Source organism: Amycolatopsis sp. NPDC051758, assembly GCF_044453095.1.
Classification (GTDB): Bacteria; Actinomycetota; Actinomycetes; order Mycobacteriales; family Pseudonocardiaceae; genus Amycolatopsis.
In genome coordinates this window covers 241,412-267,660 of record NZ_JBITCJ010000004.1, presented here as the reverse complement: position 1 = coordinate 267,660, position 26,249 = coordinate 241,412, and the positions used below count along the sequence as shown (strand labels likewise).

Annotated in this window: 19 protein-coding genes; 13 read left to right on the top strand and 6 right to left on the bottom strand. The window is 71.3% G+C overall.

Translation table 11 applies throughout. The annotated features are described in order from the left end of the window. Positions 1 to 5: 5 nt before the first annotated feature. From ACIA5G_RS20740 to ACIA5G_RS20710, 7 genes are all read left to right on the top strand, one after another. Positions 6 to 284, top strand: a complete 279-nt coding sequence (locus tag ACIA5G_RS20740; RefSeq protein WP_392759275.1) for a sarcosine oxidase subunit delta — start codon at positions 6 to 8, stop codon at positions 282 to 284. Next, positions 281 to 2,818: a 2Fe-2S iron-sulfur cluster-binding protein gene (locus tag ACIA5G_RS20735; protein WP_395925457.1), complete on the top strand. Its 2,538-nt coding sequence runs from the start codon at positions 281 to 283 to the stop codon at positions 2,816 to 2,818. Before ACIA5G_RS20740 ends, ACIA5G_RS20735 begins: the two co-directional genes overlap by 4 nt. Then, positions 2,808 to 3,284 carry a sarcosine oxidase subunit gamma gene (locus ACIA5G_RS20730; protein ID WP_395925455.1) on the top strand — a complete coding sequence of 159 codons (477 nt, stop codon included), beginning with the start codon at positions 2,808 to 2,810 and terminating at the stop codon, positions 3,282 to 3,284. The genes ACIA5G_RS20735 and ACIA5G_RS20730 overlap by 11 nt, the downstream gene beginning before the upstream one ends. After that, positions 3,281 to 4,123, top strand: a complete 843-nt coding sequence (purU, locus tag ACIA5G_RS20725; protein ID WP_395925453.1) for a formyltetrahydrofolate deformylase — start codon at positions 3,281 to 3,283, stop codon at positions 4,121 to 4,123. Before ACIA5G_RS20730 ends, purU begins: the two co-directional genes overlap by 4 nt. A gap of 10 nt (positions 4,124 to 4,133) precedes the next feature. Next, positions 4,134 to 6,569 carry an FAD-dependent oxidoreductase gene (locus ACIA5G_RS20720; RefSeq protein ID WP_395925451.1) on the top strand — a complete coding sequence of 812 codons (2,436 nt, stop codon included), beginning with the start codon at positions 4,134 to 4,136 and terminating at the stop codon, positions 6,567 to 6,569. 18 nt (positions 6,570 to 6,587) lie between these two features. After that, positions 6,588 to 7,145 (top strand): cyclodeaminase/cyclohydrolase family protein, encoded by a 558-nt coding sequence (locus ACIA5G_RS20715; RefSeq protein WP_395925449.1) that lies wholly within the window; start codon positions 6,588 to 6,590, stop codon positions 7,143 to 7,145. A gap of 163 nt (positions 7,146 to 7,308) precedes the next feature. Next, positions 7,309 to 8,703, top strand: a complete 1,395-nt coding sequence (locus ACIA5G_RS20710; protein WP_395925446.1) for a trypsin-like peptidase domain-containing protein — start codon at positions 7,309 to 7,311, stop codon at positions 8,701 to 8,703. Between the two features lie 4 nt (positions 8,704 to 8,707). Here ACIA5G_RS20710 and ACIA5G_RS20705 read toward each other — a convergent pair whose 3' ends face one another. Then, on the bottom strand, positions 8,708 to 9,082 hold the full coding sequence (locus ACIA5G_RS20705) for a MarR family winged helix-turn-helix transcriptional regulator (protein WP_395925444.1): 375 nt from the start codon (positions 9,080 to 9,082) through the stop codon (positions 8,708 to 8,710). An 86-nt stretch (positions 9,083 to 9,168) separates the two neighbouring features. On the opposite strand from ACIA5G_RS20705, the gene ACIA5G_RS20700 reads away from it, so the two are divergent. Continuing rightward, the gene (locus tag ACIA5G_RS20700; RefSeq protein ID WP_395925441.1) at positions 9,169 to 10,635 is read left to right on the top strand and encodes an MFS transporter; all 1,467 of its coding nucleotides are present in this window, start codon (positions 9,169 to 9,171) and stop codon (positions 10,633 to 10,635) included. Between the two features lie 90 nt (positions 10,636 to 10,725). On the opposite strand, the gene ACIA5G_RS20695 is transcribed toward ACIA5G_RS20700, so the two are convergent. After that, on the bottom strand, positions 10,726 to 12,126 hold the full coding sequence (locus ACIA5G_RS20695) for an MFS transporter (protein ID WP_395925439.1): 1,401 nt from the start codon (positions 12,124 to 12,126) through the stop codon (positions 10,726 to 10,728). Beyond that, positions 12,123 to 12,578, bottom strand: a complete 456-nt coding sequence (locus ACIA5G_RS20690) for a carboxymuconolactone decarboxylase family protein (RefSeq protein WP_395925437.1) — start codon at positions 12,576 to 12,578, stop codon at positions 12,123 to 12,125. The genes ACIA5G_RS20695 and ACIA5G_RS20690 overlap by 4 nt, the downstream gene beginning before the upstream one ends. 47 nt (positions 12,579 to 12,625) lie before the next feature. Here ACIA5G_RS20690 and ACIA5G_RS20685 point away from each other — a divergent pair, with 47 nt between their 5' ends. Then, positions 12,626 to 14,026 carry a PLP-dependent aminotransferase family protein gene (locus ACIA5G_RS20685; RefSeq protein ID WP_395925435.1) on the top strand — a complete coding sequence of 467 codons (1,401 nt, stop codon included), beginning with the start codon at positions 12,626 to 12,628 and terminating at the stop codon, positions 14,024 to 14,026. 86 nt (positions 14,027 to 14,112) lie between these two features. Here the strand turns inward: ACIA5G_RS20685 and ACIA5G_RS20680 are convergent, their stop codons facing one another. Then, positions 14,113 to 14,913: a hypothetical protein gene (locus ACIA5G_RS20680; RefSeq protein ID WP_395925433.1), complete on the bottom strand. Its 801-nt coding sequence runs from the start codon at positions 14,911 to 14,913 to the stop codon at positions 14,113 to 14,115. Positions 14,914 to 15,175: 262 nt separating this feature from the next. Here ACIA5G_RS20680 and ACIA5G_RS20675 point away from each other — a divergent pair, with 262 nt between their 5' ends. After that, positions 15,176 to 16,756 (top strand): substrate-binding domain-containing protein, encoded by a 1,581-nt coding sequence (locus tag ACIA5G_RS20675; RefSeq protein ID WP_395925431.1) that lies wholly within the window; start codon positions 15,176 to 15,178, stop codon positions 16,754 to 16,756. A gap of 11 nt (positions 16,757 to 16,767) precedes the next feature. Further along, a complete protein-coding gene (locus ACIA5G_RS20670) occupies positions 16,768 to 18,510 on the top strand; it encodes a hypothetical protein (protein WP_395926478.1) in 1,743 nt (580 codons plus the stop codon). Between the two features lie 4 nt (positions 18,511 to 18,514). Here the strand turns inward: ACIA5G_RS20670 and ACIA5G_RS20665 are convergent, their stop codons facing one another. After that, the gene (locus ACIA5G_RS20665) at positions 18,515 to 19,189 is read right to left on the bottom strand and encodes a class I SAM-dependent methyltransferase (RefSeq protein ID WP_395925429.1); all 675 of its coding nucleotides are present in this window, start codon (positions 19,187 to 19,189) and stop codon (positions 18,515 to 18,517) included. A 103-nt stretch (positions 19,190 to 19,292) separates the two neighbouring features. Between ACIA5G_RS20665 and ACIA5G_RS20660 the strand changes: the two genes are divergently transcribed. Then, on the top strand, positions 19,293 to 23,294 hold the full coding sequence (locus ACIA5G_RS20660; protein WP_395925427.1) for an alpha-(1->3)-arabinofuranosyltransferase family protein: 4,002 nt from the start codon (positions 19,293 to 19,295) through the stop codon (positions 23,292 to 23,294). Here the strand turns inward: ACIA5G_RS20660 and ACIA5G_RS20655 are convergent. Next, on the bottom strand, positions 23,266 to 24,495 hold the full coding sequence (locus tag ACIA5G_RS20655) for a lipopolysaccharide biosynthesis protein (protein ID WP_395925425.1): 1,230 nt from the start codon (positions 24,493 to 24,495) through the stop codon (positions 23,266 to 23,268). The genes ACIA5G_RS20660 and ACIA5G_RS20655 overlap by 29 nt on opposite strands. Before the next feature lie 70 nt (positions 24,496 to 24,565). On the opposite strand from ACIA5G_RS20655, the gene ACIA5G_RS20650 reads away from it, so the two are divergent. Beyond that, positions 24,566 to 26,248 carry a hypothetical protein gene (locus ACIA5G_RS20650; RefSeq protein ID WP_395925423.1) on the top strand — a complete coding sequence of 561 codons (1,683 nt, stop codon included), beginning with the start codon at positions 24,566 to 24,568 and terminating at the stop codon, positions 26,246 to 26,248. Position 26,249 lies beyond the last annotated feature (1 nt).

Genomic DNA, 26,249 nt, shown 5'->3' with positions numbered 1-26,249 from the left:
TTCTGATGCAACTGATTCCCTGCCCGTGGTGCGGGCCGCGCGAAGAGGCCGAGTTCCACTACGGCGGCCAAGCCCACGTCGCCTACCCGGAAGACCCGGCCGCACTGTCCGATGAGGACTGGGCGAAGTTCGTCTTCTTCCGCGCCAACCCGAGCGGCCCGCTCGCCGAGCGCTGGAGCCATTCCGCGGGCTGCCGCCGGTGGTTCAACGCCGTCCGCGACACCCGCACCCACGACCTCCTGGCGGTCTACCGCCTCGACGAGCCCAAGCCGGTGATCTCATGACCCGACTGTCCGGCGTCCCGCTCAAGTTCACCTTCGACGGCCGCGAGCTGACCGGTTTCCTCGGCGACACCCTGGCTTCCGCGTTGCTGGCCAACGGCATCCACCAGGTCGCGACCAGCATCAAGTACGGACGGCCGCGCGGCATCGTCGCGGCGGGTGTCGAGGACTCGAACGCCCTGGTGCAGATCGAGAAGCCGTTCCCGGAGCCGATGCTGTCGGCCACCACCGTCGAGCTGTACGACGGCCTGGAGGCTCGTGGCCTGCGCGGTCAGGGACGGCTCGCCACGGAACCGGACCCCGCGCGGTACGACGCCAAGCACGCCCACTGCGATGTCCTGGTCGTCGGTGCGGGACCCGCCGGACGCGCTGCCGCGGCCGAAGCCGAGGGCCGCGTGCTGCTGGTCGACGACCAGCCTGATGGCGAAGCTCCGGAGGGCGTCCGGTTCCTCTCGCGGACCACGGCGTTCGGCATCTACGACGACGGGTTCGTGCTGGCTTTGGAGCGCCGAGGCGAGCCCGCCGCGCCCGAACGGATCTCGCGGCAGCGGGTGTGGCGGATCCGGGCTCGAAAGATCGTGCTGGCCACCGGCGCCCACGAGCGGCCGATCGTGTTCCCGGACAACGACCGTCCCGGCATCATGCTCGCCGGTGCCGCGCGCACCTACCTGAACCGCTACGGCGTCCTGGCCGGGCGGCGGGTGGTCGTTTTCACGACCAACGACAGCGCGTACGACGCCGCCTCCGAACTGGCCGAGGCCGGGGCCGAGATCGTGCGGATCGTCGACGCTCGCGAGGGTTACGGCGTCATCGGCACCGACGGCGACTCCCACATCACGGCCGCCCACGTGGCGAAACTGGGCGAGCTGACCGGGGAGCGCATCCCCTGCGACCTGCTGCTGGTGTCCGGCGGCTGGAACCCGGCGGTCCACCTGTTCAGCCAAGCCCGCGGCAAACTCCGGTACGCGCCCGAGCTGGGGGCGTACGTCCCGGACGGCGATCTGCCGACGGTGAGCGTCGTCGGCACGGCCGCGGGTGAGGGGCTGCCGGAGACCAAGGTGCTCTGGCAGGTACCCGCGCCGGAGTCCGAAGTGGACACCCGGTTCGTCGACCAGCAGCGCGACGCGACCGTGTCCGACGTCCTGCGCGCGACCGGCGCCGGGCTGCGGTCGCTGGAGCACATCAAGCGCTACACCACGATCGGCACCGCGCACGACCAGGGCAAGACGTCCGGGATGCTCGCTGCCGGCATCACCGCGGAAGCCCTCGGTGTCGACTTGGCGACCCAGCGGCCGACGACGTTCCGCCCGCCGTACACGCCGGTGTCGTTCGCCGCACTGGCCGGGCGGAACCGCGGTGACCTGCACGATCCCGTGCGCGTCACGGCGATCCACCCGTGGCACGTCGAGCACGGCGCCGAGTTCGAGAACGTCGGCCAGTGGAAACGGCCCTGGTACTACCCGCAGCCCGGCGAGACGATGCACAACGCCGTCCTGCGCGAGTGCCGCGCGGCTCGGACGAGCGTTGCCATGATGGACGGGTCCACTTTGGGCAAGATCGACGTCCAGGGCCCGGACGCCGGCTGGTTCCTCGACATGCTCTACACGAACATGATGAGCACCCTCAAGGTCGGCCGGATCCGCTACGGCGTCATGTGCGGCGTCGACGGCATGGTCATCGACGACGGCACGGTCATCCGCATCGCCGAGGACCGCTTCCTGGTCACCACGACGACCGGCAACGCGGCCATGGTCCTGGAATGGATGGAGGAGTGGCTCCAGACGGAGTGGCCACACCTGAACGTCTTCGCGACGTCGGTCACCGAACACTGGGCCACGATTCCGCTGGTCGGCCCGAAGTCACGGGAAGTCCTGGGCCGCCTGGCACCGGACCTCGACGTCTCCAACGAAGCTTTCGGGTTCATGACCTGGCACGACGCCGAGGTCGCCGGGATCGCCGCCCGCGTCTGCCGGATCAGCTTCTCCGGCGAGCTGGCCTACGAGATCAACGTCCCGTCGTGGTACGGGCTCGCGCTGTGGAAGTCCATGGTGGACGAGGGTGCCACGCCGTACGGCACCGAAACCATGCACGTCCTACGTGCCGAGAAGGGCTACCCGATCATCGGCCAGGACACCGACGGCACGGTCACCCCGCAGGACCTCGGGATGTCCTGGGCGGTGTCGAAGAAGAAGGCCGACTTCCTCGGCAAACGCTCCTTCGCCCGCGCCGAGAACAACCGGCCGGACCGCAAGCACCTGGTTGGCTTGCTCCCGGTGGATCCCGCGGTGCTCCTGCCCGAAGGGGCGCAGATCATCGAGTCCGAAGTTGTCCCCGAGCCCCCGGTGCGGATGCTCGGTCACGTCACCTCCAGCTACGACAGCGCCGCGCTCGGCCGGACCTTCGCGCTGGCTTTGGTGCGCTCCGGACGTGAGCGCGTCGGCGAAACGCTGTACGTCCCGGTCGGTGACCAGGTGGTGCCGGTGACCGTGACCGAATCCGTGCTCTTCGACAAGGAAGGAGCCCGCCGTGACGGTTGACGCGGTTGAAGAACCGTTCCGTACCCAGCTCACCGTGCGCCTCCGGGACGGGCACACCCTGCTCGGCGTCGGTCTGCCCGAGCCGTGCACGTTCACCAGCGGCAACGGTGTGGACATCCTGTGGATGGGGCCCGACGAATACCTTGTGCTCGCCGATCCCGGCCGTCAGATCGAGCTGGAAACCGCTCTCCGGGACGAAGGCGCGCCGGCCGTGGTCGACGTCTCGGCGCAGCGCAATGTCCTGCGGCTCACCGGGTCGCACGCCCGGGACGTCCTGGCTCACGGCTGCTCGATCGACCTCGACCCGTCGGTGTCGCCGCCCGGAACCTGCGTCCAGACGTTGTTCGCGCGCACCGGGATCGTGCTCCTGGTCCGGGAGGACGGCTTCACGATCCTCGTGCGGCAGTCGTTCGCCGGCTACTTCACGGCCTGGCTGGCCGACGCGAGTTTGGAGTACGTCTCGTGACCTTCACCTTGACGCTCAAGTGTCCCGAGCGGTCGGGCATTGTGCATGCCGTCACGACCTTCCTCGTCGGGCAGGGCTGCGACATCGTCGAGCACCAGCAGTTCGACGACGACGTCCGCGGCTCGCTGTTCCTGCGCACGTCGTTCACCGCGCCGGAATCGACCACAGTGGACGACCTGCGCCGCGACTTCGTGCCGGTGGCGGGAACCTTCGAGATGGAGTTCGGGTTCGCCGACGGCACCCAGGACCGGCTCCTGGTGATGGTCTCGAAGTTCGGGCACTGCCTCAACGACCTGCTCTTCCGCTGGCGCGCGGGCAGCCTCGGCGCGGACATCGCCGTGGTCGTGTCCAACCACGAGGACCTGCGGCCGATGGCCGAAGCGGCCGGCGTGCCGTTCGAGCACGTGCCGGTGACACCGGAGACCAAGCCCGAGGCCGAGCAGCGGCTGCTCGACCTGGTCGGCGAGTACCAGGCGGACCTCGTGGTGCTCGCGCGGTACATGCAGGTGCTGTCCAACGACCTGTGCCTCAAGCTCGAGGGCCGCGCGATCAACATCCACCACTCGTTCCTGCCCGGCTTCAAGGGCGCGAAGCCGTACCACCAGGCCTACGACCGCGGGGTGAAGTACGTCGGCGCGACCGCGCACTACGTCACGCCCGACCTCGACGAGGGCCCGATCATCGAGCAGGAGGTCGCGCGCGTCGACCACACCTACTCGCCGCGCGAGCTGGTGACCGTCGGGCGTGACGCCGAAGCGCTCGCCCTCTCCCGCGCGGTGCGCTGGCACTGCGAGCGCCGCGTCCTGCTCAACGGCAACAGCACTGTTGTATTCCGTTAGGAGTTCCGCCATGACCGCACCGAAAGTCGTGATCATCGGCGCCGGCATCGTCGGCGCGAACCTCGCCGACGAGCTGACCGCCCGCGGCTGGGCCGACGTCACCGTGCTCGACCAGGGCCCGCTGCCGCGCACCGGCGGGTCGACGTCGCACGCGCCCGGGCTGGTGTTCCAGACGAACGCGTCCAAGACGATGACGGAGTTCGCGAAGTACACCGTCTCGAAGTTCCTGGAGCTGGACTGTTTCCTCCAGGTCGGCGGCATGGAGGTCGCGACGACGCCGGCGCGCTGGGAGGACCTCAAGCGCAAGCACGGCTGGGCGACGTCGTGGGGTGTCCAGGGTTCCCTCATCAACGCGGAGGAGTGCGTCCGGCGCTGGCCGCTGCTCGACGGCTCGCAGGTCTTCGGTGCGTTGCACGTGCCCAGCGACGGGCTGGCCCGGGCGGCGAAGGCGGTGGCGGTGCTCGCCGAGCGGGCCACTTCGCGGGGCGCTCGGTTTGTCGGGTCGACACGTGTGACCGACGTCCTCCAGGAGGGCGGGCGCGTCACCGGTGTACGGACCGACCAGGGGGACTTCCCGGCCGAAGTCGTGGTGTCGTGCGCCGGGTTCTGGGGCCGTGAGATCGGCGCCATGGTGGGCATGGACGTCCCACTGCTGCCGCTGGCGCACCAGTACGTCAAGACCGGCCGGGTCGACGAGCTGGTCGGGCGCAACACCGAAGAGGTCGAGGCGAGCCTGCCGATCCTGCGGCACCAGGACCAGGACCTGTACTTCCGCGAGCACGTCGACCGGCTCGGCATCGGCTCCTACGCGCACCGGCCGATGCCGGTCGACGAGTCCATTTTGGACCCGTCGGTGACCGAGACGGCCATGCCGTCGATGCTGCCCTTCACCGAGGAGGACTTCGCGCCGTCGTGGGAGGAGAGCAAGCTGCTCCTGCCCGCGCTGCGGCAGACGAAGGTCGAGGAGGGCTTCAACGGGATCTTCTCGTTCACCCCGGACGGCCAGTCGTTGGTCGGGGAGTCCGCCGATGTCCGCGGGTTCTGGCTCGCCGAGGCGGTGTGGGTGACACACTCCGCGGGTATCGCCAAGGCCGTCGCCGAGCTGCTGGTCGACGGGCACTCCGAGACCGACCTGCACGAGGTGGACGTCCACCGCTTCGAGGAGATCCAGCTCGCGCCTTCGTACGTGAGTGAGACTTCGCAGCAGAACTTCGTCGAGGTTTACGACATCCTGCACCCGTTGCAGCCCAAGCTTTCCCCGCGTGAGCTGCGGGTGACGCCGTTCCACCTCCGGCAGCGTGAGCTGGGGGCGGTGTTCCTGGAAGCAGGTGGCTGGGAGCGGCCGCACTGGTTCGAGGCCAACGCGCCGCTGCTGAAGAAGCTGCCGCACGACGCGCTGCCGCCGGCCCGCGACGCGTGGTCGGCGCAGTTCCACTCGCCGATCGCGGCGGCCGAGGCGTGGCACACGCGCAACGGTGTGGCGCTGTACGACATGACGCCGCTGAAGCGGGTGGAGATCAGCGGGAGTGGGTCACTGGAGTTCTTACAGTCACTGAACACAAATCAGTTGCAGAAGTCTGTCGGGTCGGTCACCTACACACTGATGTTGGACGACGCCGGTGGGGTGCGCAGTGACGTCACGGTGGCGCGGCTCGGGCCGGAGCTGTTCCAGGCCGGGATCAACGGGAACATCGACGTCGACCACCTCGTGAAGCACGCGCCCGATGGAGTGCAGATCCGGGACATCACCGGCGGGACGTGCTGCATCGGCGTCTGGGGCCCGCTGGCGCGAGAGCTCGTCCAGCCGCTGAGCAAGGAAGACTTCTCACACACCGGGTTGAAGTACTTCCGGGCGCGCCGGGCGCGGATCGCCGGGGTGCCGGTGGTCGCGATGCGACTGTCCTATGTGGGCGAACTGGGCTGGGAGATCTACACCGGCGCGGACAACGGCCTCCGGCTGTGGGACGCGCTGTGGGCGGCCGGGCAGTCCCTGGGCGTCATCGCGGCCGGGCGGGCGGCGTTCAACAGCCTGCGGCTGGAGAAGGGTTACCGGCTGTGGGGCACCGACATGACCACCGAGCACGACCCGTACGAGGCCGGTGTCGGCTTCGCGGTGCGTCCGGCCAAGGGTGAGTTCCTCGGGCGCGACGCGATCGAAGGCCGCAGTGAGGAAACCGCGTCCCGACGGTTGCGGTGCCTGACGATCGACGACGGCCGCACGGTGGTGCTGGGCAAGGAGCCGGTGTTCGTCGACGGTGTCGCGGCCGGTTACGTCACCAGCGCGGCGTACGGCTACACGATCGGCCGGCCCATCGCCTACGCCTGGCTCCCGGCGTCGGCGGACGTCGGCAGCGGTGTCGAGATCGAGTACTTCGGCCGCCGGGTCGCGGCCACCGTGGCCGCGGAGCCACTGTTCGACCCCGGCATGGAACGGATCCGGCGTTAGTTCCGGGAAGGACGAGTCATGCGTGACCAGATCCTGAGCGACTTCCTCAAGGCCCTCGCCGCCCGCGAGACGTCACCGGGCGGTGGGGCGACGGCGGCGCTGCACGTCGCGCAGGCCGCGGCGCTGGTGGCCCTGGCCGCTCGCTCGAGCGACGAGCGTGCGGTGGTGGCCGAAGCGGAGGCGCTGAGCATGCACGCGCTGCGGCTGGCGGAGAAGGACGCGCACGCGTTCACGACCGTCAGCCGTGCGCGCTCGGGTGACCAGCGTGCGTTGCTCGACGCCCGGCGAGGCGCGTGCGCGCCACCCGCGGACGTGATCGCCGCGGCGGCGGTGGTGCTGGACCTGGCCGAGCGGGTGCCACCGGATCCCCAGGTGGCGGCGGACCTCGCGGCGGCAGCCGAAGCAGCTCGCGCGGCCGCGGCGACGGCCCGGGTGGGCATCGAGGTGCACCTGGCCGGGTTGCCGGAGGACGAGGCACTGCGGGAGACGGTGGCCGGGGTGGCGGCGCTCTGCGAACGCGCGGACCGCGTGACGTCGGTGATGCGGGAGGCGGTGGGAGCCGGGCACCTCGTGTGACGGCGGCAAGATTCACCCTTGACGGGTAACTTCGGTCACGTCGGCAGATCTTTGCTCCCGCGCCGGGTAATCCACAGCAAGTCCATGGAACCGGACAAGGAAATTCTCAGGAACGGGGCGTTTCCTGGAACGGCCGGAGGCTTGTCGAGGGCTGGAGCTGTGCATGAGCGAGTACGACCGAGGCGGCGAGCACCCGTACGGTTACGGCCGGGGTGAGTACCCGCAAGGCCACTACGGCCAGGGCTACTACGACCAGCAGCCTTACGACCAGCAGCCCTACGACCAGCAGCCTTACGGCCAGCAGCCTTACGGCCAGCAGCCCCGCGACCAGTGGGGCCGCCCGTACCCGCCGCAGCAGCCCTACGGCCATGAGGGGCACCCCCATGGCTTTTACGGCCAGGAGGGTGCCCCTCATGGCTACGGCTACCCGCAGCCCGCCTACCAGCCGCCGCCGCGCAAGCGGCACCCCCTTCGCGCGCTGACCCTCACCCTGGTCGCCATCGCGCTCGCGGTGGTCGCCGGGCTCGGCATCGGGCACCTGATCTCGGCGAACAGCCCGACCGCGAGCGGCAACCAGAACTTCGGCTTCTCCGGCCAGCCCACCGCGGCGGCCACCGTGCTCGACGTCGACGCCGTGTCCGCGAAGGTCAACCCGGCCATCGTCAACATCAACACCGAGCTCGGGCTGCAGGGCGCGGCCGCGGCGGGCACCGGCATCGTGCTCACCCCGGACGGCGAGGTGCTCACCAACAACCACGTCGTCGCCGGCGCGACCAGCATCAAGGTCACCAGCATCGGCACCGGCGACACCTACAAGGCCGAGGTCGTGGGGTACAACCGCAGCGAGGACATCGCCGTCCTGCAGCTCGAAGACGCCTCCGGGCTGCCCACCGCGGCCATCGGCGACTCGTCCTCGGTCAAGGTCGGCGACCAGATCCTCGGGCTCGGCAACGCCGGCGGCCGCGGCGGCGACCCGGTGCCCGCGCCGGGCACCGTCACCGCGCTGGACCAGTCGATCACCGCGTCGGACGAGTCCAGCGGCTCGTCCGAGCAGCTCACCGGGCTGATCCAGGTCCGGGCGAACATCGAGTCCGGCGACTCCGGCGGCCCGCTGGTCAACGCGAACGCGCAGGTGATCGGCGTCGACACCGCCGCATCCACCGGTTACCAGCTGAACGGCCGCCGCAGTGGCGCGGGCGGCCAGGGATTCGCCATCCCGATCAACCAGGCGATCGATATCGCGCACCGGATCGTCGCGGGCACCGCGTCGGACAAGATCCACATCGGCAAGACGGCGTTCATCGGCGTCTCGGTGTCGGACGGTCAGGGCGGCGCCCAGGTCCGCGAGGTCGTCCCGAGCGGGCCGGCGCAGAAGGCGGGCCTGGCCGCCGGCGACGTGATCACGGCGATCGACGGCAAGCCGGTCGACTCGGCGACCACGTTGACGGACGTGATGGACACCCACCACCCGGGTGACCAGCTGACCCTGACGGTGTCGAACGCCGGCGGCGCGCAGCAGCAGGTTCAGGTCAAGGCGATCGAAGGGCCGGTGGGCTGACGCGTCAGCGAAGGGTCTCGTTCAGCACTTCGCGGTGGGTCTGCTTCGCCTCGAGGTAGCGCTCGCGGCCGGCGTCGGTGAGGGTCACGAAGATGCCGCGCCGGTCCGCGTCGCACAGCGCGCGCTGGACCAGCCCTTCCTTCTCCAGCCGGGCCACCAGGCGTGAAGTCGCGCTCTGGCTGAGGTGGATCGCCCCGGTGAGGTCGGCCGAGCGGCACTGGAAGTCGCAGGTCGCGAGCCGCTCCAGGGCTTCGAACTCGTTCGCGCCGATCCCGTGGCGCTCCTGCAGGCGGCACTCGAGCGTGCTGAACACGGCCGAATAGCGCGCCAGCAGCTCGTGCCACTCCTGCACCAGGCCTTGCTCAGCGACGTCGCTCACGGCGACCAACGTAGCATGCGCGTACATCAGATGCAAACACATTAAATGCATCGACATTAGATGCGCGTGCATGTACTGTCGCCGCCATGAGCTCTTCCGCGGTCTTGTCCACCACTTCAACCCGGTGGGACGCACGTCTCTGGGGTGTCCTGCTCACCGTTTCGATCGTCATCGGTCTCGACGCGCTCGACGTGTCGATGGTCGGGGTCGCGCTCCCCGCCATCCAGGCCGACCTCGGCCTGTCCACCAACGCGCTGCAATGGGTCGTCAGCGGATACGTGCTCGGTTACGGCGGGCTGCTGCTGCTCGGCGGCCGCACCGCCGACCTGCTCGGCCGCCGTCGCGTGTTCCTCGTCGCCGTCGCGGTGTTCGCGCTGGCCTCGCTGCTCGGCGGGCTCGTCGACGACGGCGCGCTGCTCATCGCCAGCCGCTTCATCAAGGGCCTGGCCGCCGCGTTCACGGCGCCGGCCGCACTGTCCATCATCACCACGACGTTCCAGGAGGGGCCGGCCCGCAACAAGGCGATCAGCATCTTCGCCGTGTTCGGCGCCAGCGGGTACTCCGCCGGGCTCGTGTTCTCCGGCCTGCTGACCGAGGTCGGCTGGCGCTGGACGTTCCTGCTCCCCGCGCCGATCGCGCTGATCGCGTTCATCGCCGCCTGGAAGCTGATCCCGTCCTACCGGCGGGAAGAAGGCCGCGGCTACGACTTCCCGGGCGCCATCACCGGCGCCGCCGGTTCACTGTTGCTGGTGTTCGGCGTCGTCGAGGCACCCGAGATCGGCTGGGCCGCGCCGCGCACGCTGATCACGTTCGCCGTCGCCGTTGCGCTGCTGGTGACGTTCGTCCTCATCGAGAAGCGCAGTGCCCACCCGTTGCTGCGGCTGGGAATCCTCAAGTCCGGGCCGCTGGCGAGGGCCAACCTCGGCGGTGCGCTGTTCTTCGGCGCGTACATCGGGTTCCAGTTCGTCGTGATGCTCTACCTGCAGCGGGTGCTCGGCTGGTCCGCACTGCAGACGGCGCTCGGCTTCCTGCCGGCGGCGATGATCGTGGCGTTCGGCTCGCCGCGCATCGAGCCGCTGATCGACCGGGTCGGCACGCCGCGCACGATCTTCGCGGGTGTGGTGGCGCACGTGCTGGGTTACGCGCTGTTCCTGCGCGTGGACGAGCACTCCGGTTACGCGGCTTACGTCCTGCCCAGCATGATCCTGCTCGGCATCGGCTTCACGCTGGCGTTCTCGTCGCTCAACATCCAGGGCACCGCCGGGATCTCCGACGACGAGCAGGGTTTGGCCGGCGGCCTGCTGAACACGTCACTGCAGGTCGGTGGTGCGATCGGGCTCGCGGTGGTGACGGCGGTGCTGACCGCCAACGGTGGCCGTGAGGCCTCACCCGCCGCGTTGCTGACCGGGCTGACCCCGGCGTTGAGCGTGGTCACCGGCATCGCGGTGCTCGGCCTGCTGATCGCGATCAGCGGCCTGGTGGCCCGCAAGCAGCCGGAGCCCGTCATCGAAGAGCCCGTCGCCGACGAGGACCTGCTGGCCCTCGCGGACTGACCCAAGCGCCCCAAGGCGGCCTTCGGTTCGTCAGACGCACCGAAGGCCGCCTTGGGTGCGTCAGACGCAACCAAGGCCGCCTTGGGGCGCTCAAGCCGGGACCGTCGCGACCGGCCGGGAAGCGCTGAAGCGCAGGGCGGCCAGGGCCGTCACGGCGATCCCGGCCGCGGCCAGCAGCACCGCCGTGCGGAGACCGTCCACTGTGGCCACCCGCAACGCCTCGCCGGAGAGACCGTGCGTGCCCGCGTTCGCCACCGCGACGAACACCGCCAGGCCCACCGTGCCGCCGACCTGCTGCGCCGTCGACGCCACGCCGGACGCGATGCCCTGCTCCCCGGGTGACACGCCCGCTGCCGCGGCGCCGAACATCAGCGTGTACCCCGCGCCCTGGCCCAGGCCCAGCACGACCAGCGCCGGCACCAAAGCCGCGTAGGAAGCCGACGTGGTCATCGACAGTCCGAGCAGCACCGCGCCCGCCCCGCCGACAGCGAGGCTCGCGACCAGCGTCGGGCGGCTGCCGAAGCGGGTGGCCAGCCGGCCCGCGGCTTGCGAACCCGCGGCGATCGCGACCATCGGCACGCCGAACGCGAGCCCGGTGGCCAGCGCGCCGTAACCGTGGACACCCTGGAAGTAGCCGGTCAGGAAGTACAGCAACGTCCCGAACGTGCCCATGTAGAGGAACGTCACGACCACGCCGGTGCCGAGGTTGCGCTCCCGCAGCAGCCGTGGAGGCAGCAGCGGGTCAGGGCCCCGGCGTTCGATTCTGACAAAAGCGGCCAGCAGCGCGACGCCTGCGGCAGCGGAGGAAAGGACCACCGCCGACGTCCAGCCCAGCTCCGGGCCTTCGACGAGGGCGAACACCGCCAGGGTGGTGCCGAGGGTTGCGGTCAGCGCGCCGGCGAGGTCGAACCGGCGGCCGGGCTCCCGGGCGGGGTCGGCGAGCAGGAGCACCACGGCGAGCACGGCGGCGGCCGCGGCCAGCGGGACGTTCACGAAGAACACCGCCGCCCAGCCGAACGCCTGCGTCAGCACCCCGCCCAGCAGGGAGCCGAGGATCATGCCGCTGCCGCCGGCAGTACCCCACACCGCGAACGCGCGGTTGCGCTCGCGGCCCGCCGCAAAACTGGTGCTGACCAGCGTCAACGTCGCGGGGAAGAGCAGCGCCCCGCCCAGGCCTTGCCCGGCCCGGGCGCCGACGAGCAGGCCCGGGTCGGCGGCCAGCCCGCCAGCCAGCGACGAGCCGGCGTAGAGCGCGCAGCCCAGCGCGAACACCCGGCGCGGCCCGAACAGGTCGCAGGCCCGGCCGCCCAGCAGGAGGAACCCGCCGAACGCCACGGCGTAGGCGCTCACCACCCACTGCAGGCTCTGGGCCGTGAAGCCGAGTTCGCGGCCGATCTCCGGCAGGGCCACGTACACGATGTTGTAGTCGAGGGAGATGATCAGCTGCGCGAACGCCAGCAGCGCCAGCACCGCGCCCGGCCGGCGGGTCATCGGGCGGCCCGCTCGTCCGTGCCCGGCACCTTCGCCGTGGTGATGGCAATGCGGTTCCACGTGTTGATGGTGAAGATCAGGGCAAGGAGCTGGGCCAGCTCTTCCTCGCCGAACTGGCCGGCGGCTCGTGTGTAGACGTCGTCGGGAACACCGCCCGAGATCAGCGTGACGGCTTCGGTGAGAGCCAGCGCGGCCTGCTCCTTCTCGCTGAAGAAGCTCGTGGCCTCGTGCCACACCGCGACCATGTGCAGCCGCTCTTCGCTTTCGCCGGCCTTGCGGGCGTCCGAGGTGTGCATGTGCAGGCAGTAGGCGCAGCGGTTGAGCTGCGACGCGCGGATCTGGACCAGCTCGACCAGCGCGGGGTCGAGCCCGGCGCGGGCGGCGGCGTCGAAGCCGATCAGGGCCTTGAAGGCCTTCGGGGCGGTCTTGGCGAAGTTCACTCGGTTCGTCATGACCAGAAATCTAGGGCCCGGTTGACCTCCGTGTAGGGTGCATTTCCGTGGCAGATTCGTGGGTCAATTCCGGCGAACGGCTCGGCGCGGACCTGCACCTCGAGCTGGCGGGCACCGGCGGCAAACGGGCCGCGCTGATCACCGCGTTGCGTGACGCCGTCCGCAGTGGACGGCTCACCCCGGGCACCCGGCTGCCGCCGTACCGCTCGCTGGCCGCCGACTTGGGCCTGGCCCGAAACACCGTCGCGGACGCCTACGCCGAGCTGGTCGCCGAGGGCTGGCTCACCGCCGTCCAGGGCTCCGGCACCCGGGTCGCCGACCGGGCCGAGCCGCTGACCAGGTCCCGGACCCCGAAGAAGGCCCCCGGGCCGCCCGAGCCACGGCACAACCTGCGGCAGGGGCAGCCGGACGCGACGTCGTTCCCGCGTGCCGACTGGCTCGCCGCCGCCCGCCGCGCGCTGAACGTGGCCCCGCACGACGCCTTCGGCCCCGGTGACCCGCGCGGCCGCCGCGAACTGCGGGAGGCGCTGGCCGGGTACCTCGCCCGGGCCCGCGGGGTGCGGACGTCGCCGGAGCGGATCGTCGTCTGCTCGGGCTTCGCGCACGCGCTGCGGCTGCTGTTCCCGGCGGTGCTGAGCGGCCCGCTCGCCGTCGAGTCGTACGGGCTCGCGTTCCACCGCTCGATCTTCACCACCGCCCGCGTCGAGACGGTTCCTCTTGCCCTGGACGAAAAGGGCGCGGTTGTAGAGGACCTGGCCACGCGGAACGTGCTGCTCACACCCGCGCACCAGTTCCCGACCGGCGGCCCGCTGCACCACGACCGGCGCACGGCGGTGGTGGGGCACGTCCGCGCGTCCGGCGGGGTGCTCATCGAGGACGACTACGACGGCGAGTTCCGCTACGACCGCAAGCCGGTCGGCGCGGTGCAGGGCCTCGACCCCGAGCACGTCGTGTACGCCGGTTCGGTGAGCAAGAGCCTGTCACCCGGGCTGCGGCTCGGGTGGCTGGTGCTGCCGGAGCACCTCGTCGACGCCGTGCTGGCCGCGAAGGGTGAGCGCGAGGCGTGGGCGGGCGTGCTCGACCAGCTCACCCTCGCCGAGTTCATCGGCGCCGGCGCGTACGACAAGCACATCCGGCGGATGCGCCAGCGCTACCGGCGTCGCCGGGACGTGCTCGTCCAGGCGCTCGCCGAGCGGGCGCCGCACGTCGTGCCCACCGGCGTCGCGGCCGGCCTGCACGCCGTGCTGCGCCTGCCGCCGGGCACGGAGAAGTCGGCGGTCAAGGCCGCGGCGTGGCAGGGACTCGCACTGGACGGCCTGGCCGCCTTCCGGCACCCGGCCGCCACGATGTCCACAGTGGACGGACTGGTGGTCGGCTACGCGACCCCGCCCGAACACGCCTACGCCGCAGCCGTCGACGAACTGTGCCGCGCCCTGCCGCCCGCGTGAACCGCCGCTCGAGCCCGGTTGCCGAGCGCCCCAATGTGGCCTTCGGTGCGTGAGACGCACCCAATGTGGCCTTGGGGCGCTACCTGCTACCCGACGATGTCGACCTCGAACGGCTCGGCCGCGCTGTAGTTGATGTCGGCCCACACCGCGCCCGGCAGGTCGTACCGCCGGTGCGAAGTCAGCCGGTTGTTGTAACCCGGGGTCTTCGTCGGGTTGTGGCCGACCCCCTGGCGGTCGTTGCCCCAGGCGAAGATGTCGCCGACCCACATCGGCTTCGAGTAGCCGTCGCCGCCGAGCCGCGGCCGGACGATCACTGCGGCACCGGAGCTGCCGGACAGGAAGACCCGCACCGAGTTCTGCTCGGCGTTCGGCGGGGTGACGGTGATGCGCTCCATGATCTCCACTCCAGTCGAGGCGGATCCGTTGCCGTCCACTCCGGGCCAGAAGTCCGCGACGGACGAGACGTCGTAGCCCGGGGCGACGTTCCCGCGGTACTGCTTGGCGACCGCGCCGGCGGGGATGGCCGGGTCGCCGTTGTAGTGCGCGATCCAGTAGTGCGGTTCGGCCACGCCGGCCGACGAGAACGCCGACCGCACAGTGGGCCAGGTCGAAAGGTTGCAGTAGATGGTCGGGTCCGCGCCGGCGGCGCGGCGCATCCGGACCCAGCCCGGTGCTTCGCCGGGGGTGGCGTCACCGGGTTCCACGTCGAGGACGTGGCCGTCGTTCGTGCTGGCCTTCTTGACGATGGTGACCTTGACGGCGCGGGGGAAACGCGCCCAGTCGGCGGCCGACCAGGGTTCCAGTTTGATCTTGTCGATGTATCCCGCGACCATCTGCGCGTCGCCGGGGATGTTGGCGGCCGTGACCGCGTCGTACATCGTGCGCACGGGTTACGTCTCCGTTCGGTGCCGGATCGCCGTTTCGGGGCACGGCGAAATCGTCTCCGCGATCCGCCATCGTGCTGTTACCCACGTGGGACGGGCGTCAAGCGGGAAACGTTACGCAGTTCTTGTCAATCACCAAAACGGCCGCATCACGCAATTCCTTCACCGCGGGTTCACGATCCGATGGTCACTTTCCGCGATCGGTACTGGCTTCCCGCTCACCCGGCTGGCAAGCTGCCAGCACTTCACGACGGAAGGCACCTGCATGGCGGCACACCCGGCGCGGCCCCGGCGCATCGACGCGCGGGTCGTCGTCCTGAGCGTGCTGCTCGTGGTCGCCCTGCTCGCCTGGGCCGGCGTCGACTACCTGCGCGACCGGCTGGCCGCGGGCGGCTGTGACACCACGACCCCGGTGCACATCACCGCCGCGCCGGACGTTGCACCGGTGCTGACGGCGCTCGCCCGGTCCATCCCGGAGCCGGACTGCTACACCGTCGAAGTCACCGCGAGCGCGTCGACGGCCACGGCCGCGGCGCTGGAACTCAACGGCGCGAACGGTCCCGACGTCTGGGTGCCGGAGTCGAGCACCTGGCTGCTGCAGGCGCGGGACGGCGGCGCCTGGAACCTGCCCGAGACCGGCCAGTCGGTGGCGAGCTCGCCGGTGGTGCTGGCGCTGACCGACGACGTCGCGAAGAAGGCGGGCTGGCCGGGGAAGTCACCGTCCTGGTCGGACGTCCTCTCCGGAAGCCCGGTCGGGCTGCCCGACCCGGGCCGCGACCCGGCCGGCATCGCCGCGCTGCTCGGCCTGCAGCAGCTGACGAAGGACGCGCCCGACCCGGCCGCCGCGTTCACCGAGGAGATCCGCAAGCTGTCGGCGGTGAAGGAGCCGTTCACCGCTTCTCCGGCGTCGGAACAGTCCGTGCTGGCCCGCAAGCTCGTCGCCGCGTACCCGGCGGCCGGCGTGCCGAGCTTCGACTACCCGTACGTCGTGCTGCCGCGCGCGTCCGAAGCCTCACGCTCCGCCGCCGAGCGGTTCCTGCGGCTGCTGCTCGACCAGACCGCCACGAAGTCGTTCGCCGACGCCGGGTTCCGCACGCCGGCCGGGCAGCTGCTCGGCGACCGGCCGTCCGACACCCGCACGAACGCCGCCCCGCGCCCGGTCGGACCACCCGCGCCCGAGGCGATGTACGGCGTGCTCCAGGCCTGGGCCGGCGCGAACCTCAGCGCGCGGGTCCAGGTGCTGCTCGACGTCTCCGGCTCGATGGCGGCCACCGTTCCCGGCACCGGCCGGAGCCGGATGGCGCTGACGCTGGAAGCCGCGACGCAGGGGCTCGGCCTGTTCAAGACGACGACCGAGCTCGGCCTGTGGCTGTTCTCCACCAAGCTCGACGGCGACAAGGACTACAAGGAACTGCTGCCGATGCGCTCGATCGCCGACCAGCTCGCCAAGGGCGGCCTGGCGACGCTGCAGGCGGTGAAGCCGAAGGCCGGCGGCGCGACCGGGCTGTACGACTCGATCCTCGCCGCGTACCAGAACGCCCGGCAGAGCTGGCAGCTCGGCCGGATCAACGTCGTCGTGGTGCTCACCGACGGCCGCAACGAGGACAGCGACTCGATCGGGCTGCCCGGCCTGCTCGCCGAGCTCGGCCGGCTGCAGGACCCGCGGAAACCGTTGCCGGTGATCGGGATCGGCATCGGCCCCGACATCGACGCGGGGGAGCTGAAGCAGGTTTCGGCCGCGACCGGCGGCGAGTCCTTCACCACGCCGGACCCGCGCAAGATCTCCGACGTCTTCTACCAGGCACTGAGCAAGCTGATGTGCCAACCACCCGCCTGCAAGAATTGAGGACACCCGTGTTGCTGGAAGCAGAAAAGCCCGCATCACGGGCACTCGAAAGACCGTCGGCGCTGGTGCTCGTGGCGTTCGTCGCGGGTGTGGTGCCGTTCGTTCTGCACGCCTGGGCCGCATTGCACGGGAGTTTCGCCCAGGACGACTTCGTCGTCACTTACCGGGCGGCCGTGGTGGGACCGTTCGACCCCGGGTTCCTCTTCCAGGACTACCACGGGCACCTGCAGCCCGGCGGGTTCTTCCTCGCCGGCGTGCTGACGTGGTGGGCGCCCCTGAACTTCACCGTCCTGATGCTGCCGCTGCTGCTGATGCGGGCGCTCGCGACGGTGTTCTTCTGGTGCCTGCTGGTGCGGTGTTTCGGCCACCGGTGGGCGATCCTCGTGCCGTTCACCGTGTTCAGCGCGTCGACGCTGCTGCTGGTCCCGACGCTGTGGTGGTCGTTCGGCGTCCAGCTGGTGCCGGTGGTGCTCGCCGTCGCCGGCGCGCTGCACGCCCACGTCCGGTACCTCACCGACGGCGGCCGGTGGTGGATCGGCGCCTTCGCCTGGACGCTCTTCGGGCTCGCGTTCTACGAGAAGGCCGCGGTGATCCCGGTGCTGCTGGCCGGCGTCACCGTCCTGCTCGGACAGTCCTTCCGGGAGCGTCTCCGCTACTGGCTCGGCCACGCCGGGCTGCTGGCGGCGTTCGTGGCCGTGTTCTTCACCTTGACGTCGAGCCAGGTCGGCACCGGTGATTCGCGGTTGTCGGCCGGCACGGTCGCCGACCTGACCGGCCGGATGCTCGGCGACACGCTGCTGCCGGGACTCGCGGGCGGGCCGTGGTCCGGCCCCGGGCCGGGCGCGACCTGGGCGCCGTCACCGTTCCTGGTCGTGGTTGCGCTGTTCGCCGTGGCACTGGGCGTGCTGTTCGCGGGCGTGCGCCGCGGCGGCCGTCGCGCCTGGCGGGCGTGGGCGTTGCTCGGCGTGCTGTTCGCCGTGGACATCGCCCTGCTCGCGCTGACCCGGCTGCGTGAGGTCGGCCCGGCCGCCGGGGACGATCCTCGTTACGTCGCCGATCTGGTGCTGATGGCTGCCCTTTGTGGAGGGTTCGCCTTCCTGACACCCGGAGAAGTTGCGCCGTCCGGCGGAAAGCGTGAACGGCCGATCGCCCTAGCGGTCTGCCTGCTTCTGCTCGGCAGTTCGGCGGTGGGGTTCTCGCGGTTGTCACCGCCGATGCGGTTCGAGCATTCGGGACAGTACGTCGGCAACGTCCGCGCGGCCGTCGCCGAAGATCCGGATCTGGTCTTCTACGACACCTTTGTGCCCTCCGACGTGGTGCACGAGTGGTTCGGCGTGGACTCCCAGGCGTCACGGGTGGTCGGCCTGCTGCCCGGCACGCACTTCGACCAGCCGACGAGCCGGATGCACCAGTTCGACGCGACCGGCACGCCGCACAAGATCATCGGGGTGGAGCCGATTTCCCGCGGTGTGCCGGGCCCGGTGCCGAACTGCGGGTACACCGTCGGCGAGACGCCGGTGCGCGTCCCGCTGGACGCGCCGGTGCTCGGCCGGCACCTGCTGAAGATCGACTACTTCACTTCGGACGGCGGGGAAGGCCTGGTGGACCGGACGCCGGTCTGGTTCCAGGCCGGGCTGCACTCGCTCTACCTGCCGGTGGACGGCCTGTTCGACCACCTCGACCTGCGGCTGTCGAGCGCGGGCGCGCCGGTGTGCGTCGCGAAGGCCGAGATCGGGAAACCGGTCACCCAGTGAGGACTCAGTAGGGATCGTAGGGGCTGTCGTGCCCGAACACCCGGGCCACCGGCCGCAGCCGCAGGCGCAGCAGCACCTTGATCCCGACGTTGCGCAGGAACCACGGCAACTGCGCGAGCACGCGCACTCGGTCCGCCGTGGACGGTGGGGAAAGCCGGAAGCGCGCCAGGGACGTCGTCCGGTCCACATAGGTGTACCGGCGTCCGAAAAGGACCTTCGCGATCGTGCCGAGCGTGACGCCGATCGAGGAGAAGCAGTCGTGGACCAGGATTTCCGCGCCCGGCGGCAGGTGGGCCGACCAGCGCAGGTCGTCGGTGTAGGTCCAGTAGTCGTGCTTGCCGTCGATGTAAAGCAGCTGTAAGGGCCGGTCCCAGTCAGGGCGCAGTGCCGTGCTGTAACCGGCCACGAGCTCGACGACGTCGTCCAGCCCGGCCTGGCGGATGTTGCGCTCGAACAGTTGCCGCGTCGGCGATCCGCCGAACAGCCGGCCGTCGACGAACGGGTCGACCGCGATCACCGTGGCCCCGGCCGTGCGGGCGGCGGCGCCGAGCACGATCGTGGATCTGCCCTGGTGGCTGCCGATTTCCAGGATCACGTCGCCCTTCTCGAGGCGGCACGCGGCGTTCCACAGCGCTTCGCCCTGCGCGCGCGTCATCCAGCCCTTGACCGGTTCGGCCAAAGCCCAGGCGTCTTCGAACGAGATGGCGCACCTGCCAGGAGTTCGGGGGACCGGGGAAAATCGTCGGCACATGGTAGCCAGGTTTCGGCCTAGTATCTACCGGATGGTAACCGCCACCCGCGAACGAGCCCGGGACGACGCCCCGCCCGCCGGGGGCGCCCGGAAGTTCTCGCCGGGTGCGTTCGTGCGCCGGCCGAGCACGTGGATCGTGCTGGCGCTGACCACGTTGTCATTCCTGCAGATGCCGGGGAAGACGACGTTCGACACCAAGCTCGACCTCGCCGTCGACCCGCTCGCGTTCCTCGGCCGCGCGCTGCACCTGTGGAACCCCGAAGCCACCGCCGGCGAGCTGCAGAACCAGGCGTACGGCTACCTGTTCCCGATGGGTCCGTTCTTCGCGCTGTGCCAGGCCGCCGGGGTGCCCGCGTGGGTCGCGCAACGGCTGTGGGGCGCGGTCCTGCTGTCGGCGGCGTTCGGCGGCGCGCTGCTGCTCGCGCGGGCGATGAAGATCGGCACCGAGCGCACGCGCCTGATCGGCGCGCTCGGGTACGCGCTCGCGCCGCGCATGCTGACCGAAATCGGTGGTCTGTCCGCGGAAATGCTGCCCGCGGTGCTGCTGCCGTGGGTGCTGGTGCCGCTGGTGCGGGCCGGGGTGACCGGCTCGCCGCGGCGCGCGGCCGGGCTGTCCGCGCTGGCCGTGCTGTGCATGGGCGGCGTGAACGGCGCGATGGTGGTGATGGCGCTCGTCCTGCCGGGACTGTGGCTGCTGACGCGGAAGTGGACGCGCGAGCACGTCCGGCTCGTCGTCTGGTGGGCCGTGTTCGTCCTCGGCGCGACGCTGTGGTGGATCCTGCCGCTCCTGCTGCTCGGTGAGTACAGCCTGCCGTTCCTGGACTACATCGAGTCCGCGACGAACACCACCGCGCCGATGTCGCTGTTCGAGGTGCTGCGCGGGACGAACCAGTGGGTCGCCTACGTCGTGCAGGGCACCCCGTGGTGGCCCGGCGGCTGGTCGCTGATCGACAACCCGGTGCTGATGCTCGCGACCGGGCTCGTCGCCGGGGTCGGCCTGTTCGGGCTGACCCGGCGGGGCCTGCCGGAGCGGCGGTTCCTGGTGCTGGGGGTGCTCACCGGGCTGACCCTGCTGACCATCGGGTACGTCGGCACGCTCGACAGCCCGCTGGCCGAGCAGGTCCGGCACCTGCTCGACGGGCCGCTGGCCCCGCTGCGCAACGTCCACAAGTTCGAGCCGGTGCTGCGGCTGCCGCTGATGCTGGCGTTCGTGCACGGCATCTCGAGCCCGGCCCGGGTGAAGTCCGCGCGCCGCTTCCTCCGGCCGGCGATCGGCCTGCTGCTGGTGCTGGTGATGGCCGCGCCGGCGTGGATGCTGAACCTGCGGTCCGGGCCGGGCTGGGACGAGGTGCCCGGCTACTGGTACGACGCGATGGGCTACGTCGCCAAGGCCGACCCGAACGCGCGGACTCTGCTGCTGCCGGCCACCGGGTTCGGCGAGTACGACTGGGGCCGCACGGTCGACGAGCCCGCGCAGGCGATCGCGAAGAGCCCGTGGGCGGTCCGCAACCAGGTGCCGCTGGGGTCCGAGGGGAACACACGGCTGATGGACTCGGTGGACGCGGCCCTCGCCGACGGCCGCGGTGACCCCGGGCTCGCCGCGCTGCTCGCGCGGTCGGGGTACCGGTTCCTGCTGCTGCGCAACGACATCGACCGCGAGCGGACCACAGCCCCGCCGATCGCGACGTTGCGTGCCGGGCTGGCCGGCTCGCCGGGCATCGGCAAGGCGGCGGAGTTCGGGCCGCTGGAGGTGTACGAGGTCCGCCGGCCGGTGCCGCTGGCCACCGCGACGTCCACAAAGGACGTACCGACGGTGAGCGGCGGCCCGGAGAACCTGCTCCCGCTGATCGACTCCGGGCAGCTCGACCCGGGGACGCCGACCGTGCTCACCGGCGACGGCGGCTCGGCGGGCGGGCCGCGGCTGGTGACCGACGGCCTGCGGCGCGCCGAGCGGAACGTCGGTGGGGTGCGGGACAACCTCAGCCAGACCCTGACCGCCGGTGAGGCCTACCGTCAGCAGCGCGCGGCCGGTGACGTGCTGCCGTTCCCCGGCCAGGAGCACCAGACCGTGGCCGCCTACCGGGGCATCCGCGCGGTGACGGCGTCGACGGCCGCGTCGTTCGCCGATGCCTTCGGCGGGTCGGACCCGGGGCACCAGCCGTTCGCCGCGATCGACGGCGACCCGCGCACGGCGTGGCAGTCGTCGTCGTTCACCGGCCCGATCGGCCAGTGGCTCGAAGTGGAGCTGGACACCCCGCGGCTGGTGACCTCGGTGGACCTGCAGATGGTGGACGACCTCCGGGTGGGCTGGCCGCCGACCCGGATCCGGATCACCACCGACAACGGCTCGGTCGACCAGCAGGTGATCCGCGGCGCGGGGGCGCACAACTACGCCGTCGCCGGCGGCGTCACGCGCAAGGTGCGGATCACGTTGCTGTCGCTGGTGGTCGGGCGGCAGGACGGGAACGTCGGCATCGCGGACCTGACCATCCCGGGCACCGAGCCGCAGCGAGCGCTGGAAGTGCCCGCGGACCTGCCGGCCGGCCCGGCGCCCGGGTTCGCCTTCACCCGCGGCGCGCAGCCGCGGTACGCCTGCCTGCCGGCCGACGGCGCCGTGCGGTGTGACGCTTCTTCCGCGCGCGACGGCGAGGAACCGGACGGCATCCGGCGGTTGTTCAGCACACCCGCCGAGCAGACGTTCCTGGTCGGCGGCTCGGTGCTGCCCGCCGGGGGCGGGAAGAACCCGGTGCAGCTGCCGGGGGTCACGGTGGCGTCGACGTCCCAGCTCGGCGGTGACCCGGCGGCGGGCGGATTCGCGGCGGTGGACGGCGACGCGGGCACGACGTGGCGCCCCGACGTCACCGACCTCCGGCCGACGCTCACCCTCGGATGGGCCGGTCCGAAGCGGATTTCCGGCCTGCAGATCGGGGTTTCGCCGTCGAGCGGGGCTCAGGTGCCGAAGCAGGTGGTGCTGATCGGCCGGTCGGGCAACCGCACGGTGCAGCTCGACGCGGGCGGGTCGGCGTCGTTCGAGCCGCTGGACACCGACCAGCTGCAGATCGTGCTGCCCGGTGACGACGACGATCCGGCGGCCCGCGCGGCGGTGGGTGTCGGCAACCTTTCGCTGTCCGGATCGGACGGTCTGCTGCCCGGGCCGGACCCGGCGTTCACGGTGCCGTGCGGCGCGGGGCCGAACGTCCACCTCGACGGGCTCGACTACCGGACGTCGGTGCAGGGCACGCTGGCGGACATCATCGCGCACCGGCCGCTGGAGCTGCGGATGTGCCGCGACTCGGAGGGCGGCATCGCACTGCCGGCCGGCGGCCACGAGCTGCGCACGGACCGGTCGGAGTCGTTCGTGGTCCAGGACCTGTGGCTGCGCCCGGCCGTCGCCGCCTCGGCGCCGGTGCACCGCGCGGTCCAGGTGGGATCGTGGGACGCGGCGTCGCGGACGGTGACGGTGGCGCCGGGCGCGGAGGCGGTGCTGGCGGTGCCGGAGAACGCGAACGCGGGCTGGGCGGCCACCTTGGACGGCCGCGAGCTGACCCGCACCCGCGTCGACGGCTGGCAGCAGGCGTGGATCGTCCCGGCGGGCGCCGGCGGGGTGGTTTCGCTTTCGTTCACGCCGGATTCCACGTACCGGCTGGGCTTGCTGATCGGGGCTACGGCGGTGTTGCTGCTGCTGGTGGGGGTCTTCTGGCCGGCCCGGCGGCGGTCGTTCGCCGTGACTCCCGGTGGGGCGGCGGTTCCGGTGGTGCTGATCGGGTTGCTGGTGGCGCTGGGTGGGATGCTGCCGGTGGTGCTGCTGATCGCGTGCCTGCTGGCGCGGCAGTTCTCCGAGCGGGCGCCGCGGTATCTGGCGCTGGGCGGGATGGTCGTCGCGGTGGTCGTGTCGGTGTCCGGCCGGGTGGTGGGGCACGGCCAGGAGTGGGCTTACGGCCCGGTGACCCAAGCGGCTCTCTTGCTGGCCGCGGCGGCGATGGTGTCGACGTGCGTGGATTGGTTCATCCGGAAGGAGAAACCGGCGGGCTGAGGCTCTTCCGGCGGGACCGGAGTTCCAGCACCACCCCGGCCACCGCCAGCCCACCGGCGCAACAAGCAGCCACCGTCACGACCTGCGCCGCGGAAGCATGCAGCCAAGCGGTGATCAGCAGCGCCTCGACGCCCACCGCCGCCCACATCAGCACCGTCACCCGGCGATCCCCGTCGGCCAACCGCGCGTACAACAGAATCTGCACCAACGCCAGCATCGACCCGGCCAACGCAAACGGCCACACCGGCATCGTGCTCCCGGCATACCGCGGCCCACCGATCAACGCCAGCAACGACGGACCCAGCACGAGAGAAACCAGCAACACCAAAGAATCCAGCGCCGCACACACCGCCAACGCCACCGGCAGCACGCGACGGCGTCCGGAAGAGACCGCGAACCGGGGGAGGACCAGCACCCCCACCGCCTGCGGGAGCCAGTAAGCGATCTTCGTGACGATCGCCCCCAGCGCGTACTCGCCGGCTTCCGAAGACGGCAGCGTGTGCCGGGCCAGGACCAGGTCCAGGTTCACCAGCAGCACCAGGGCCAGCATCGCCTGCGCCGTGTGGAGCACCTCGGCGCCGTGGCGGTCGGACCAGCGGGGGCGCGGGCGGCCACAGACCTGCCAGCCCGCCGCGACCACCGCCAGTGAGCCGATCGCCGTGCCCGCCAGTGCGCCGGTCGTCGTGCCCGAGATCAGCAGGCCCGCCAGGGAACCGCCGACCTTGCCGGCGCCCTCCAGCGCGATGAGCCCGGCCAGCGTCGCGAAGCGGTGGCCGCCCTGCAGCAGTCCGTGGAACATCCCGAGCAGCGTCAACGGCCCGAGTGCGGCCGTCACCAGGAGGGCCGGGGTCAGGGAACCCAGGTGCAGCAGGAGCACCAGCAACGGGCTGAGCGTCAACGCCGCCGTCGCGACGATCCCGCTCGTCACCAGCCCCAACGCGAACAGCGAACCCTGGGAAGTCGAAGGCGCGCGGGCGACACGCAGCGCCACCACCGTCTGCAGCCCCATCGCCGGGACGACGCCGATCACCAGCACCGCCAGCAGCGAGCTCAGCTCCCCGAACGCGCCGGGCGCGAGGATCCGCGCGGCCGCCAGGCTCAGCACGTAACTGGCCGCGTTGTTGCCCGCGAGCGCCAGCGAGACGAGGATCGCCGCGACCCGGTTGCCGGTCCGGGCCGGCACTTCGGTGGCTACGCTCAACGTCGGGCTCCCATTACCGGTGGGTAATGACCAGGGACCCTAACCGCGCGGGGCACGGAAAGGAAGGGCAGTGGACGCACCGAGCAGGCGGCTCGCGCTTCCCGTGTTGTCCGCCGTCCTGGCGTTCGCCGTCTGCGCACCCTTGCTCGGCCGCGGGTTCGTCCTGAGCTACGACATGGTCTTCGCGCCCCGGCAGTACTTCGTGCCGGACGCCTTCGGGATCGGCAGCGTGCTGCCGCGTTCGGTTCCCGCGGACGCCGCCGTCGCGCTCGTGACCACCGTCGTCCCCGGTGACCTCGTCCAGAAGATCGTCTTGCTGCCGGCCATCTTCTTCGCCGCCCAAGGCGCGGGACGGCTCGTCCCGACCGAACACCTCGGCACCCGGCTCGTCGCCGCGACGGCCTACGCCTGGACGCCGTACGTCGCCGAGCGGTTGTTCATCGGGCACTGGCCGTTGCTGCTCACCTACGCGTGCCTGCCGTGGATCGTCCGGGCCGGGCTCGACGCGCGGAACCACGAGCCGAACGCCGTGCCCAGGCTGGTGCTCGCCTGCGCCCCGGCGGTGCTGACACCGCCGGGCGGGGTGCTCGCCGCCGCCGTCATGGTGGTGGCCGCCGGCCGGCGGCGGCTCTCGCAGACGATCGCCATCGGCATCCTGCTGAACCTGCCGTGGCTGGTGCCGACGTTCCTCAACGCCGGCAGCACGTTTTCCGACCCGGCCGGTGTCACGGCGTTCAGCGCCCGCGCCGAAAGCTGGGGCCCGGCCCTGCTCAGCGTGCTCGGGCTGGGCGGCATCTGGAACGCCGAAACGGTGCCCGGCAGCCGGGCCATGCCGCTGATCCCGGTGCTCGTGCTCGTCACGGCCGTGATCGCGGTCGCCGGGCTGCGCACGCTCAAGGCGCGCTGGGGAACACGGCCCACTCGCGCTCTTGTCCTCCTCGGTGTCGCGGGTGTGCTGCTGGCGTCACTGGCGACGTTGCCGGGCGGCGAGGCCCTGCTGAACTTCGCGACGCGGCACGTGCCCGGCGCGGGACTGCTGCGTGACGCCCAGAAGTGGGTGGCCTGGTGGGCATTGCCGCTCTCGATGGGGTTCGCGCTCGCCATCGAGGTCGCCGCGGCGAAGCTGCGGACCGTCGGCGGAGGCCGGGCGCTGGTGGCCGCGGCGGTCGCTTTCCCGCTGCTCACCATGCCGGACCTGGCCTGGGGTGGCTGGGGACGGCTCGGCACCGTGCAGTACCCGCCGGACTGGCAGGCGGTGTCCGAAGTGCTCGGTGACCGTCCCGGTGACGTGCTGGCGCTGCCGCTCTCGGCGTTCCGCGGGTTCGCGTGGAACGACGGCCGCACACAGCTCGACCCGGCGCCGCGTGTGCTGCCGAAACCGGTGCTGATGGACGACACGCTGAAGGTCGGCGCCGACCGCATCACCGGCGAGGACCCGAGGATCGGCGACGTCCGCGCCGCGACGTCGGCGCAGCAGCTCACCGACGCGGGCATCGGCTGGATCCTCGTCGAGCACGGGACGCCCGGCGAGGTCGACACCCGGCTGCTCGCCGGTGCGACGCAGGTGTGGTCGGGTGAGTGGCTGACGCTCTACCGGACCCCGGGTGTGCCGGCGGTGAAGGAGATCGTGTGGGCGCCCGCCTTGGTGGCGAACGGAGTAGCGCTCACGTTGCTGTGCGTCGCACTGTTGTGCCGCATGTTACCGATGCGTACATTGGGCCGCGGCAGGAGTTCCCCGCCGCGGAAGGAGTGAC

Bases quoted from the DNA above. Each gene is read 5' to 3' on its own strand.
- ACIA5G_RS20720 (WP_395925451.1), top strand. From the start codon at position 4,134: ATGACCGCACCGAAAGTCGTGATCATCGGCGCCGGCATCGTCGGCGCG.
- ACIA5G_RS20675 (WP_395925431.1), top strand. From the start codon at position 15,176: ATGGCGGCACACCCGGCGCGGCCCCGGCGCATCGACGCGCGGGTCGTC.
- ACIA5G_RS20740 (WP_392759275.1), top strand. From the start codon at position 6: ATGCAACTGATTCCCTGCCCGTGGTGCGGGCCGCGCGAAGAGGCCGAG.
- ACIA5G_RS20660 (WP_395925427.1), top strand. From the start codon at position 19,293: ATGGTAACCGCCACCCGCGAACGAGCCCGGGACGACGCCCCGCCCGCC.
- ACIA5G_RS20715 (WP_395925449.1), top strand. From the start codon at position 6,588: ATGCGTGACCAGATCCTGAGCGACTTCCTCAAGGCCCTCGCCGCCCGC.
- ACIA5G_RS20690 (WP_395925437.1), bottom strand. From the start codon at position 12,578: ATGACGAACCGAGTGAACTTCGCCAAGACCGCCCCGAAGGCCTTCAAG.
- ACIA5G_RS20695 (WP_395925439.1), bottom strand. From the start codon at position 12,126: ATGACCCGCCGGCCGGGCGCGGTGCTGGCGCTGCTGGCGTTCGCGCAG.
- ACIA5G_RS20735 (WP_395925457.1), top strand. From the start codon at position 281: ATGACCCGACTGTCCGGCGTCCCGCTCAAGTTCACCTTCGACGGCCGC.
- ACIA5G_RS20710 (WP_395925446.1), top strand. From the start codon at position 7,309: ATGAGCGAGTACGACCGAGGCGGCGAGCACCCGTACGGTTACGGCCGG.
- ACIA5G_RS20700 (WP_395925441.1), top strand. From the start codon at position 9,169: ATGAGCTCTTCCGCGGTCTTGTCCACCACTTCAACCCGGTGGGACGCA.